The sequence below is a fragment of the Kitasatospora sp. NPDC048662 genome, from assembly GCF_055587065.1.
In genome coordinates, this window is sequence record NZ_JBVJHA010000002.1 from 818,033 (window position 1) to 830,317 (window position 12,285).

The window sequence follows — 12,285 nt, forward strand, 5'->3', positions numbered from 1 at the left end:
GGGGTCGGGGGTCAGTCCCACTCCAGGCCGCCGCGGCGCCACACGTAGGCGTAGGCGACGAACACGGTGGCGATGAACAGGAGCATCTCGACCAGCCCGAAGATCCCCAGGGCGTCGAAGCTGACCGCCCACGGGTAGAGGAAGACGATCTCGATGTCGAAGACGATGAACAGCATCGCCGTCAGGTAGTACTTGATCGGGAACCGACCGCCGCCCACGGGCTGCGGGGTCGGTTCGATGCCGCACTCGTACGCCTCCAACTTGGCCCGGTTGTAGCGCTTCGGGCCGGTGAGCGAGGCCATCACGACGGAGCCGACCGCGAACGCCGCGGCGATGGCACCGAGTACGAGGATCGGCGCGTAGGCATTCATAGCCCCCGCTCCCTCCGTCCAGTCGTCCTTGACTGCAGATCGGAACCACCAGGTCACCAGCGGTGAACCGATGATCCACTTCGTGAGATCCGGCTCCATGTGAGGCAGTTCACAAAGCCAGGTAGGAGCGCATCCTATGCCTGTCCGCTTGTGATCTGCGACACGCAGTTCCCGACGATCTTTGTGACCTTCGCCACCCGACGAACCCGCACGGAGCAGGATGGGGCACCACTGTTCGACCCAGAGCAGGCAATTGGCCACATACAGTCGCAACCCACCGCGAAGCGACCGCTGTTTGACCACGGCCTATATCAATTCTGCGGCGGAACAAGCAAATTTCGGAGTGATCGCGTTTACGTGATAGAGGACCTCACCCGCCAGGTGGACCCCGCACGGCACCCGCTTGACCCTTCATTCACAAGCTCCCGAGCACCCCCGCCCCCCGACGGCGCCAGCAGCCCCCCGGCACGCGAAACGGCGGCGGGCAGGCGATCTCCGCCTGCCCGCCGCCGTTGTTCGGCAGCCTCCCGGATCAGGCCCGGGGTGCGACCTTCGCGAGGCCGTTGATGATGCGGTCGGCGGCGTCGCCGCCGGTGGGGTCGGTGAGGTTGGCGAGGAGCTTGAGGACGAACTTCATCAGGACCGGGTGGGTGAGGCCCCGCTCGGCGGCGATGCGCATGACGCGGTCGTTGCCGATGAGCTTCACGAACGCGCGGCCGAGGGTGTAGTAGCCGCCGTAGGTGTCCTTGAGGATCTGCGGGTAGCGGGCCAGCGCCCGCTCGCGGCCCTCGGGGGTGATGCGGGCCATGGCCTGGACGATGACGCCGGCGGCGAGCTGGCCGGATTCCATCGCATAGGCGATGCCCTCGCCGTTGAACGGGTTGACCATGCCGCCGGCGTCGCCGACCAGCAGCAGGCCCCGGGTGTAGTGCGGCTGGCGGTTGAAGGCCATCGGCAGGGCCGCGCCGCGGATCGGCTCGGTCATGTTCTCCGGCGTGTAGCCCCACTCCTCGGGCATGCCGGCGCACCAGCTCTTCAGCACCTCGCGCCAGTTCAGGTCACCGAACGCCGGCGAGGAGTTGAGGATGCCGAGGCCGACGTTGGAGGTGCCGTCGCCCATGCCGAAGATCCAGCCGTAGCCGGGCAGCAGCTTCTTCTGCCCGCCGCGGGTGTCCCACAGCTCCAGCCAGGACTCCAGGTAGTCGTCGTCGTGCCGGGGCGAGGTGAAGTACGTCCGGTAGGCGACGCCCATCGGCCGGGACTCGATCCGGTGCAGGCCCATGGCCAGCGACAGCCGGGTGGAGTTGCCGTCGGCGGCGACCACCAGCGGGGCGTGGAAGGCGACTTCACGCTTCTCCGGGCCGAGCTTGGCGGTGACGCCGGTGATTCGGCCGGTGCGGTCCTGGATCGGGCCGCTGACGTTGCAGTTCTCGTACAGCCGGGCGCCGGCCTTCTGCGCCTGACGGGCCAGCAGTTCGTCGAAGTCGGCGCGCTTGCGGACCAGTCCGTAGTCGGGGAACGAGGCCAGCTCCGGCCAGTCCAGCTCCAGCCGGACGCCGCCGCCGATGATCCGCAGGCCCTTGTTGCGCAGCCAGCCGTTCTCGGCGGACACGTCGATGCCCATGTCCACCAGCTGCTTGACGGCGCGCGGCGTCAGGCCGTCACCGCACACCTTCTCGCGCGGGAACTCGGTCTTCTCCAGCAGCAGCACGTCCAGGCCCGCCTGGGCCAGCCAGTACGCGGTGGTGGAGCCGGCCGGACCGGCCCCGACCACGATGACGTCGGCGGTGGACTCCACGGCGGTCTCGGTCATTCGGCTCTCTCCTGAGCGCGTCGGGGTCACGGATGGTCGGGTCCGGACCCTCCGTCAACGGAAACGGAAACGGAGTCGGAGCGCCGAACCCTCGCAGTCTACGGGGCCTTGAAGCCGCGGTGGAGGGCCACGATGCCGCCGGTCAGGTTGCGCCAGGCCACCTTCGTCCAGCCGACCTGCTGCAACTCGGCGGCCAGCGACGGCTGGTCGGGCCAGGACCGGATCGACTCGGCGAGGTAGACGTACGCCTCCGGGTTCGAGGACACCTTGGTGGCCACCGGCGGCAGCGCCCGCATCAGGTACTCGGTGTACACGGTGCGGAACGGCGTCCAGGTCGGGGTGGAGAACTCGCAGATCACCAGCTTGCCACCGGGCTTGGTGACCCGGAGCATCTCGCGCATCGCGCCCTGGTGGTCCTGCACGTTGCGCAGCGCGAAGGAGATCGTCACCGCGTCGAACGACTCGTCCGCGAACGGCAGCCGGGTCGCGTCGCCCGCGGTCAGCGCCAGTTCGGGGTGGCGGCTCTTGCCCTCGGTCAGCATCCCGATCGAGAAGTCGCACGGCACGACGTCCGCACCGGCCTCCAGGAACGGCAGCGAGGAGGTACCGGTGCCCGCACCGAGGTCCAGGATGCGCTGGCCCGCCACGGCCTCCACCGCATCGGCCACCGCGCGGCGCCACAGCCGGGCCTGGCCCAGCGAGAGCACGTCGTTGGTGCGGTCGTACTTGGCCGCGACGTCGTCGAACATGGCGGCGACATCGTGCGGCTGCTTGTCCAGATGGGCTCGGGTCACGCCCCCATTCTTAACCCAGCCCCCGGACGACCGTCACCCGGGCTCACCGCAGCGCGCGGCGGCCCCCCTTGCGGCGCCGACGCGAGCGCTTGCCCTGGGTCAACGCGGGCATCCCCTCCGCCGCGAACGCCACCGTGAACCCGGCCGCCTCGCCCCGCCCGTCCGCCGGGTACGCCCGCTTCAGCCGCCGGATCCGGTACAGGCACAGCAGGCACAGCAGCACCGCCACCGGCACACTCGTCTGCGCCAACCCGACACCCACCGGCTGCGGATAGCGCTTCCCGCACACCCGCACCGCACCCGCGTCGTCCGCCGCCCGCTCCAGGCAGATCGAATCGCCGAGCTTCGCGTCCTCCGGCAGCCACAGGTCCGCGGCGGTCAGCTTCCGCCCGTCCGCGAGATAACTCACCTGGCTGTACGTCCCGCTGCCGCCCGGCAGTTGGGTCACCGTGCCCTCGACCCGCACCGGATGCGCGTTGATCCGGTCCGCCTGGTCCGCCTGTCGCCACCCCAGCAGACACATCGTGACGGCCACCACCGCGCTCAGCACCGCCCCCACGTACCACCCCCGGCCGGACCTGGTCCGCGGACGATCGGAGGTGGCGGGTCGCATGCGTCCTGTTCCTGGCTCGGCGAAGTACTGAACCGGGATCGTAGCCGCTGGTGGGCCATCAGGTCACGATGCGTCAGGATTTGCGACCGACGACCAGGGAAATGCTTCACCGCCTGCGGTGGAGCAGCCGCCCGCCCAGCACCGTCGCCAGACACCTCGTCCCCGACTCCACACCCTCGACGGTGCGGGCGTCGAACACCGCGAAGTCCGCCGCCCCACCCACCGCCAACGGCCGGTGCACCGCCGCCGCCGGCGACTGCCCCGCCAGCGGCGACAGCTCCCCCGGCGCCCCGTCACCCGCGATCTCGTGCAAGCCGGACCGCGCCACGGCGGTCCGCACCGACGGCCGGTCGAACGGGCCCGTCAGGGCTGTCGCCCCGAACCCGAGCATCCGCTGGAGCCCACGACGGGCACTCCCGCCCCACCGTTCCTCACTCAGCTCCCCGGACGGCAGCAGCGGCCGGTCCCCCAACTCCTCGCGCGGGTCCGGATGGTAGGCGCTCTCCAGCAGCCAGCGACCGTGCCGGTTGACCAGCCCGGGCACCAGCACGCCGCCCCACTCACGGACCCGCGCCGGCCCCTGGGCCAGCTCGGCGAACGGCCCGATCGCGGCCACGGTCGTCCCGTCGACCAGCACCGCCCCGTCCAGGATCGGCGGGGCAGTGGGATCGGCCAGCACCAGACCGGCCCGATGCAGCGTCAGCACGGAGTGGTCAGTTCGTGGCCAGGATGGTCAGCTCGGGGTGCGCCGTCCCGCCCTCGATCGCGGTGGAGGCGATGTGCGAGGCGACCCGCGGGTCCACCGGGTCGTTGGCCGGGTCGTCGAGGACGCGCAGGTGCTGGTAGGTGGTGGAGCGCTGGGCGGGCACCCGGCCGGCCGTCCGGATCAGGTGGATCAGCTCGTGCAGGTTGGAGCGGTGCTTGGCGCCGGCCGCGGAGACCACGTTCTCCTCCAGCATCACCGAGCCGAGGTCGTCCGCGCCGTAGTGCAGCGACAGCTGGCCGGCCTCCTTGCCGGTGGTCAGCCAGGAGCCCTGGATGTGGGCGACGTTGTCGAGGAACAGGCGGGCGATGGCGATCATCCGCAGGTACTCGAACACCGTGGCCTGGGTCGAGCCCTTCAGGTGGTTGTTCTGCGGCTGGTAGGTGTAGGGGATGAAGGCCCGGAAGCCGCCGGTGCGGTCCTGCACGTCGCGGATCATCCGCAGGTGCTCGATCCGCTCGGCGTTGGTCTCGCCGGTGCCCATCAGCATGGTGGAGGTGGACTCGACACCGAGGCGGTGCGCGGTCTCCATGATCTCCAGCCAGCGTTCGCCGGACTCCTTCAGCGGGGCGATCGCCTTGCGCGGCCGCTCCGGCAGCAGCTCGGCGCCGGCGCCCGCGAACGAGTCCAGGCCGGCCGCGTGGATCCGGGTGATCGCCTCCTCGATGGAGACGCCGGAGATCTTCGCCATGTGCTCGACCTCGGAGGCGCCCAGCGAGTGGATCACCAGCTCCGGGAAGCGCTCCTTGATCGCGGAGAAGTTCTTCTCGTAGTACTCGACGCCGTACTCGGGGTGGTGCCCGCCCTGGAACATGATCTGGGTGCCGCCCAGCTCGACGGTCTCCGCGCAGCGGCGCAGCACCTCGTCGAGCTCCCGCGACCAGCCCTTGTCGCTCTTCGGCGGGACGTAGAACGCGCAGAACTTGCACGCCGTCACACAGACGTTGGTGTAGTTGATGTTCCGTTCGATGATGTACGTGGCGATGTGCTCCACGCCCGCGTACCGCCGCCGGCGCACCGCGTCGGCGGCCGCGCCGAGCGCGTGCAGCGGGGCCGAACGGTACAGCTCCAGCGCCTCTTCGGCGGTGATCCGACCGCCCTCGGCCGCACGGTCCAGAACGGCCTGCAGCTGGGCGGCGGAAAGGTTCTGCTCGGACACCTGGCGGGCCTGCTTTCATCGTCGAAGGGGCGTCCCGCTCAGCCTACGCCAGGGCATTTCCGCCCCTTCCCAGCCCCGCTACTGCTTCAGCAGGTCCCCTTCCGGGTCGCTGCCGAGCTGCGCCCCGGTGACCGTCAGGCGCAGGCCCGCGCCGTTGTCCAGCACGGTGTACGTCTGCTTCTCCGACACCACGCCGCACCCGGACTGCGGACCGTCCAGCCGCTCCTGCAAGGTGATCGTCCGGGCCTCGACGGTCACCAGGGTCAGCACCCCGCGGCAGACCGTACTGCTGAACGCCGAGGCGTTGCTGGTCCGCCCGACGTCCTCACCGACCTTCCCGGCGGTGAAGGTGGCGGTGAAGGTGGACGGCAGCGGAACGACCTTGGTGGTGATGGTGCCCTTCCAGGTGCCGAGGAACGCGTCCGGAAGCGTTTTCCCGTCGGTGCGCGCGTCCTGCGCGGAACCCCTGTCGGACTGCCAGGGCAGCTTCCCGCTCACGGCCAGAGCGCCGTACAGCGCCCCCAGCAGCACCGCCCCGGCCGCCACCGCCTCCCACACCCGGCGCCGGCCGGGCGTCACCACCCTCGTCACGGCGTCCGGCCCGCCGTCCAGCGCGGTGGGCACCCGATCCGCGACGGCGGGCATCGCGGGCCCGCCGCCGGGCGCGCCGTCGGCCTCCAGGTCGAGCAGTTCGACGGCCGCGCGGCCGACCGCGGCGGCCAGCGGGCCGGGCAGCCAGGTCTCGGGGCCGACGGCGGCGGCGCCGGGGGCGAGCCGGGCGCGCAGTTCGGCGGGGGTGGGCCGGCGGTCCGGGTCCTTGGCCAGGCAGGCGGTCACGATCTCGCGCAACTCTCCGTCCAGGCCGCGCAGCTCCGGTTCCTCGTGGAGCACCCGGTAGAGCAGGACGGCGGCGCTGACGCCCTCGCCGAACGGGGCGGTGCCGGTGGCGGCGAAGGCGAGCAGGGCGCCCAGCGAGAAGATGTCGCCGGCCGGTCCGACCGGCGAACCGGCGGCCTGCTCGGGCGACATGAAGCCGGGCGAGCCGACCACGTACCCGCTGTGGGTGAGCGAGGCGGCGGCGTCCAGCGCCCGGGCCACGCCGAAGTCGATCAGCCGGGGTCCGTCCAAGGTGAGCAGGACGTTGGACGGTTTGACGTCCCGGTGCACCAGGCCCAGCGCGTGCACCTGTTCCAGGGCTTCGGCCAGCCAGGCGCCGAGGGCGTGCACGGAGGCGGTCGGCAGCGGGCCGCCGGTGTGCACGGCGGCGCCGAGCGAGGGGCCGGCGATGTAGCCGGTGGCGACCCAGGGGCGGGGGCCTTCGGTGTCGGCGTCCAGGACGGGCGCGGTCCACCGGCCGCCGACCCGGCGGGCGGCGGCCACCTCCTGGCGGAACCTGGCCCGGAACTCCGGGTCGTCGGCCAGTTCGGGGCGGACGGCCTTGACCGCCACGGTCCGCCCGCCCGCCGTCCGGCCCAGGTACACCCGCCCCATGCCGCCGGCGCCGAGCCGCCGCAGCAGCCGGTGGTCGCCGATCGTCAACGGGTCGTCAGCCGTCAGCAGCTCCATGACCGTTCCCCCTCCGGCACCGGCCGCCGCCCCTCGACGCCCCCGCCCGAACCGGTCCGATCATCCCAAAATGACGGGCGGTCCGGGGCGCCAATTCTCAGGCGGGCACGGCAGGTTGTGCCACCGCCGGTTCCAGCAGCCGGATCGCCACGTCCGGCGCGAAGCCGCTGTCGTGCGCGACCCGGCGGGCGAACTCGGCCAGGCCCGCCAACTGGCGCTCGCCCAGCGAGAAGTCCAGCGCCTCGCTGAAGTACCGCTCCAGCAGCGGCGCGTCGAACTCCTCCCAGCGGGCGGCCTGTTCGGCCACCTTGGCGGCCTCGGTCAGCGAGAGGTCGCGGGACTCCAGGAACGCCCGGTGCACGGCGGCGGTCAGCTCCGGATGCCGTTCGGCGTACTCGCGGCGGGCGGCCCAGACCGCGAAGACGAAGGGCAGGCCGGTCCACTCCTTCCACATCGCGCCGAGGTCGTGCACGGCCAGCCCCCGCCGGGGGGCCTGCTCCAGCGAGGCACGCAACGCGGGGTCGCCGATCAGCACGGCGGCGTCGGCCTCGGCGAGCATCGCGTCCAGGTCGGGCGGGCAGCTGAAGTACTCGGGACGCACCCCTTCGCGCTCCTCCAGCAGCAGCCGGGCCAGCCGGACGGAGGTGCGGCTGGTCGAGCCGAGCGCGACCCTGCGGCCACCCAACTGGTCCAACGGGAGCTTGCTGACGATCACGCAGGACATCACCGGCCCGTCGCTGCCCACCGCGATGTCGGGGAGGACCACCAGCCGGTCGGCGTTGCGCAGGTACTCCACGCAGGTGATCGGGCCGAGGTCGAGTTCGCCGGCCACCAGCCGGTCGCTCAGCTTCTCCGGGGTGTCCTTGGTGAGGTCGAGGTCGAGCAGGTTCCCCGTGCGCGCCAGCCCCCAGTAGAGGGGGAGACAGTTGAGGAACTGAATGTGTCCGACCCGCGGCCTGACCGCGGCCACCGGCCGTTCGGCGTCCCGACTGCTCACCGTGTACTCCCTTGCCGTTGGTGCTCTCCCGGCAGGGTATGCCCGCCGCTCAGAGGGGCCCGCACCCGGTGCCCGACACACCGTTCGGGGGCCCTCCGACACGCTCTCCGACACCGTCCTTGGCCCCTGGTCGGGGCCGCCACCGCGTGCTACCGTTCACACCAGTTGCAGTTTGATTCCCCTTGCAGTACTTGGAGCCTGCGGAGCATGTAACCGCAGGCTTTTTGTAATTTTTCAGCAGTATCAGGCATCAATTGAGCATTGATTGAGCACTGTGCGAAAAACTCCGGGCTCGTCCGGAGGCAGGGCGATCAGCGCAGCGGACCCGGGCGCCACAAGGTGTGGTGTCCACTACGTCCCTTGCAAGGAGAACGGTATGGCGACCGGAACCGTCAAGTGGTTCAACGCCGAGAAGGGCTTCGGCTTCATCGCCCAGGAGGGCGGCGGCCCCGACGTCTTCGTCCACTACTCCGCCATCAACGCGACCGGCTTCCGCTCGCTGGAGGAGAACCAGGCGGTCAGCTTCGACGTCACCCAGGGCCCGAAGGGCCCGCAGGCCGAGAACGTCGTCGCTATCTGACATCTCTGCACTTCTGATCGCTCACGGCCCCTCGGGTCCGTATGAGTAGAAGTCCCCAAGGGGGCCCGCCCACCGGCGGGCCCCCTGCCTTTTACCCTCGCGCATTTCCCGGCCGGCCGTTCCGTCCGCATTCCGGACGCATTTCCGGAGAATCCCCCGGCCGTCAAGGCACGGCCCCCACTCTGTGTCCCGCACCGCGGCCCGGCGGAGGGATCATCGAGACATGCACCACCTCCGATCCGCCCACCGGGCCCTCGACCGCGCGCTGCGCCGGATCGGCATCGACACCTACCTCCTGCTGCTGCTCGGCACCGTCCTGCTGGCCACCGTGCTGCCCGCCCGGGGCGCCGCCGCGAGCACCGTCTCCGGCGCCGTGCACCTCGCCGTCGGCCTGCTGTTCTTCCTGTACGGCGCCCGGCTCTCCCCGCAGGAGGCGCTGGCCGGCGCCCGGCACTGGCGGCTGCACCTGCTGATCCTGGGCTGCACCTTCGTGCTGTTCCCGCTGCTCGGCGAGGCCACCCGGCTGCTGCCCGACGCGGTGCTGCCGCCGGAGCTGTTCACCGGCGTCCTGTTCCTCACCCTGCTGCCGTCCACCGTGCAGTCCTCGATCGCGTTCACCTCGATCGCCGGCGGCAACGTGGCCGCCGCGATCTGCGCCGCGACCTTCTCCAGCCTGCTGGGCATCGTGCTGACCCCGCTGCTCGCCGCCTGGCTGCTCTCCGGCGCGTCGGGCGTCACGGTGGACGGCAGCCAGGTGCTGGACGTGGTGCTGCAACTGCTGGTCCCGTTCGCCGCTGGCCAGCTGCTGCGCCGCTGGGTCGGGCCGTGGATCGTCCGGCACCGGCTGGTGACGCGGCTGGTGGACCGGGGTTCGATCCTGCTGATCGTCTACAGCGCGTTCGGCGAGGGCGTCCGCGAGGGCATCTGGGGCCGGGTCACGGTGGGGCAGCTGCTGGCACTGGTGGCACTGTCGTCGGTGCTGCTGGCCACCGTCCTCGGCTTCACCCGCGTGGCCTCCCGGCGGCTCGGCTTCTCCCGCCCGGACCGGATCACCATCCAGTTCTGCGGCTCCAAGAAGTCCCTGGCCAACGGCCTGCCGCTGGCCGTCATCCTGTTCCCGGCCGGCTCGGTCGGGCTGACGGTGCTGCCACTGATGCTGTTCCACCAGATCCAGCTGATGGTCTGCACCGTGCTCGCCCAGCGCTGGGCCCGGCATATCCCTGACGCACCGTCAGCGACTACGCTGCACGGGTGACTTCACTGCCCGACTCCCCGCAGACCCGGGTCGGCGCCGCCGAACGGGACACCGCCGCCGAACGCCTCCAGCAGGCGTACGCCGAGGAGCGGATCACCCACGAGGAGATGGAGCAGCGCCTGCAGCAGGCGCTCACCGCCACCACCCGCGCCGAACTCGACCTGGTCACCGCGGACCTGCCTGCGGACCGGCCGGCCGCCGCCGACACCGCCACCCTCACCGCCGGCGGCGGCCGGATCGTCCGCCGCGGCGCCTGGCGGGTGCCCCGCTTCCTGAAGGTCGCCTCCGCCTTCGGCAAGATCCGGCTCGACCTGTCGCACGCGATCATCGAGCACCCGGTGATCGACATCGAGCTCGGCCTGGGCTTCGGCCGCGCCACCATCACCGTCCCGCACCACGCCACCGTCGACCTGGACGGCGTCCAGGGCGGCTGGAAGGGAACCCGCTACCGCCCGCCGCGCCACGCCACCCCGGGCGGCCCGCACATCCGCATCACCGGCACCTCCGGCTTCGGCCGTCTGCGCGTCCGCCACGCCCGCCGCCGCTGACCGGCGGCGGGCCGCTCAGAGCCGGCCGCGCTGCACTGCCCTGATGCCCGCCTCGAACCGGCTGGCGGCATTCAGCCGCTCCATGCGGGCCGTCGTACGGTCGGCCTCACGCTACTGACCGGTCCGCCGTACCCCAAGCGCTCTCACTCCAACGAGCGACGGCCCGCACCCCCCGAGAAGGGGTGCGGGCCGTCGGGCAGAAAGCCGCGTCAGGCGGCGGCCGGAACCGCGGTCGGGTGGTCCTCGGCGAGGAGGTCACCGGTGGGGCGGTTGTAGGCGGTGAGGTCGAGGGTCTTCTCGCGGGCCGAGACCAGGATCGGGACGACGACCTGACCGGCCACGTTGGTGGCGGTGCGCATCATGTCGAGGATCGGGTCGATGGCCAGCAGCAGGCCGACGCCCTCCAGCGGGAGGCCCAGGGTGGAGAGGGTCAGGGTGAGCATCACGATCGCGCCGGTCAGGCCGGCGGTGGCCGCCGAGCCGATCACCGAGACGAAGGCGATCAGCAGGTAGTCCTTGATGCCGAGGTCGATGCCGTACACCTGGGCCACGAAGATCGCGGCGAGCGACGGGTAGATCGCGGCGCAGCCGTCCATTTTGGTGGTGGCGCCGAACGGCGCGGCGAACGAGGCGTACTCGGACGGAACGCCGAGGCGCTCGGTGACGCGGCGGGTGACCGGCAGGGTGCCGACGGAGGAGCGGGAGACGAAGGCCAGCTGGATCGCGGGCCAGGCGCCCTTGAAGAAGTTCAGCGGGTTGAGGCCGCCGACGAAGCGCAGCAGCAGCGAGTAGACGCCGAACATGACGATCGCGCAGCCGACGTAGACGTCGATGGTCAGGGTGGTGAAGGGCTTGAGCAGGTCCCAGCCGTAGAGCGCGACGGCCTTGCCGATCAGGCCGATGGTGCCGAGCGGGGCGAGCCGGATGACCCACCACAGCGCGGTCTGGACGAGTTCGAGCACGGTCTCGGAGAGCTGGCGGACCGGGGCGGCCTTGTCGCCGAGCTTGAGGATGGCCGCGCCGACGACCACGCCGAGGAAGACGATCTGGAGGACGTTCACCTTCAGGAAGGCGTCGGCGATGTTGGTCGGGATGATGCCGGTCAGGAAGTCGATCCAGCTGCCGCCCTTCTCCACGCCCTTGACGCCGGCGGTGGAGATGTTCGCGCCCTTGCCGGGGTCGGTGAGCAGGCCGAGGCCGAGGCCGACGGCGACCGCGATCAGCGAGGTGGCGAGGAACCAGAACAGCGTGCGGGCGGCCAGCCGGGCGGCGTTGGTGACGTTCCGCAGGTTGGCGACCGAGACGATGATCGCGGTGAAGACCAGCGGCGGGACGGCCAGCTTGAGCAGCTGGACGAAGGTCTTGCCGACGGTGTCGAGGGTGGTCTTCAGCCACGATATGTCGCCGGACCGGGCGATCCAGCCGAGCAGCAGGCCGAGGACGAGGCCGCCGACGATCTGGACCCAGAACGGGGTGCGTCGGATGCGTCCCAGCAGGCTGGGCGCGGGCGCGGGCGCGGTGGACATGGGTGTGCGACTCCGGTGAGGTGCGGGGGTTCGGGGTGGGGGGGCGGAGGCGGCGGCACGCCGGACGCGGGCCGGGTGGGGAGACCCGGGGAGCCGACAGCGGAGCTGTCGGCGCGTCAGGAGCGGCGTGCCGCCCGCATACAGCCGCCGGAGCGACAGCGGCACGGGCCGTCCACGGCGCCGGGCAGACGCGGGCAGCGGGACATGAGCGGGGTGCTCGTCCCGGTCTGGCGCGCGGCGTCTGCGGTGGTCATGCCCCGTAGATTAGCAACAAACCTTTGAGATGTTCAAAGTACTTGT

General features: G+C 71.3%; 12 protein-coding genes. 3 read left to right on the forward strand and 9 right to left on the reverse strand.

Features of this window, described 5'->3' with window-relative positions; all coding sequences use genetic code 11:
- Positions 1-11: 11 nt before the first annotated feature.
- From ACZ6R9_RS09630 to ACZ6R9_RS09665, 8 genes are all read right to left on the reverse strand, one after another.
- Positions 12-371, reverse strand: a complete 360-nt coding sequence (locus tag ACZ6R9_RS09630; RefSeq protein ID WP_014137597.1) for an NADH-quinone oxidoreductase subunit A — start codon at positions 369-371, stop codon at positions 12-14.
- A gap of 532 nt (positions 372-903) precedes the next feature.
- The gene (locus tag ACZ6R9_RS09635) at positions 904-2,184 is read right to left on the reverse strand and encodes a geranylgeranyl reductase family protein (RefSeq protein ID WP_380479446.1); all 1,281 of its coding nucleotides are present in this window, start codon (positions 2,182-2,184) and stop codon (positions 904-906) included.
- 98 nt (positions 2,185-2,282) lie between these two features.
- Positions 2,283-2,978: a demethylmenaquinone methyltransferase gene (locus ACZ6R9_RS09640; RefSeq protein WP_380479444.1), complete on the reverse strand. Its 696-nt coding sequence runs from the start codon at positions 2,976-2,978 to the stop codon at positions 2,283-2,285.
- Positions 2,979-3,021: 43 nt separating this feature from the next.
- Positions 3,022-3,591, reverse strand: coding sequence for a hypothetical protein (locus tag ACZ6R9_RS09645; protein WP_380479442.1), 570 nt, complete (start codon positions 3,589-3,591; stop codon positions 3,022-3,024).
- A gap of 106 nt (positions 3,592-3,697) precedes the next feature.
- Positions 3,698-4,297 (reverse strand): imidazolonepropionase-like domain-containing protein, encoded by a 600-nt coding sequence (locus ACZ6R9_RS09650; protein ID WP_465537489.1) that lies wholly within the window; start codon positions 4,295-4,297, stop codon positions 3,698-3,700.
- Positions 4,298-4,304: 7 nt separating this feature from the next.
- Positions 4,305-5,513 carry a cyclic dehypoxanthinyl futalosine synthase gene (mqnC, locus tag ACZ6R9_RS09655; protein WP_380479436.1) on the reverse strand — a complete coding sequence of 403 codons (1,209 nt, stop codon included), beginning with the start codon at positions 5,511-5,513 and terminating at the stop codon, positions 4,305-4,307.
- A gap of 78 nt (positions 5,514-5,591) precedes the next feature.
- Entirely contained in the window at positions 5,592-7,079 is a 1,488-nt protein-coding gene (locus ACZ6R9_RS09660; RefSeq protein ID WP_465537491.1) for a serine/threonine-protein kinase, read from the reverse strand.
- Between the two features lie 97 nt (positions 7,080-7,176).
- Positions 7,177-8,076, reverse strand: coding sequence for a menaquinone biosynthetic enzyme MqnA/MqnD family protein (locus tag ACZ6R9_RS09665; protein ID WP_380479431.1), 900 nt, complete (start codon positions 8,074-8,076; stop codon positions 7,177-7,179).
- Between the two features lie 376 nt (positions 8,077-8,452).
- Between ACZ6R9_RS09665 and ACZ6R9_RS09670 the strand changes: the two genes are divergently transcribed.
- From ACZ6R9_RS09670 to ACZ6R9_RS09680, 3 genes are all read left to right on the forward strand, one after another.
- The gene (locus tag ACZ6R9_RS09670) at positions 8,453-8,656 is read left to right on the forward strand and encodes a cold-shock protein (protein ID WP_043915662.1); all 204 of its coding nucleotides are present in this window, start codon (positions 8,453-8,455) and stop codon (positions 8,654-8,656) included.
- Between the two features lie 223 nt (positions 8,657-8,879).
- Positions 8,880-9,911, forward strand: a complete 1,032-nt coding sequence (locus tag ACZ6R9_RS09675; protein WP_465537492.1) for a bile acid:sodium symporter family protein — start codon at positions 8,880-8,882, stop codon at positions 9,909-9,911.
- On the forward strand, positions 9,908-10,459 hold the full coding sequence (locus ACZ6R9_RS09680; protein WP_465537493.1) for a DUF1707 SHOCT-like domain-containing protein: 552 nt from the start codon (positions 9,908-9,910) through the stop codon (positions 10,457-10,459). The genes ACZ6R9_RS09675 and ACZ6R9_RS09680 overlap by 4 nt, the downstream gene beginning before the upstream one ends.
- Positions 10,460-10,668: 209 nt before the next feature.
- On the opposite strand, the gene ACZ6R9_RS09685 is transcribed toward ACZ6R9_RS09680, so the two are convergent.
- Positions 10,669-11,985 carry a dicarboxylate/amino acid:cation symporter gene (locus ACZ6R9_RS09685; protein ID WP_380479425.1) on the reverse strand — a complete coding sequence of 439 codons (1,317 nt, stop codon included), beginning with the start codon at positions 11,983-11,985 and terminating at the stop codon, positions 10,669-10,671.
- Positions 11,986-12,285 lie beyond the last annotated feature (300 nt).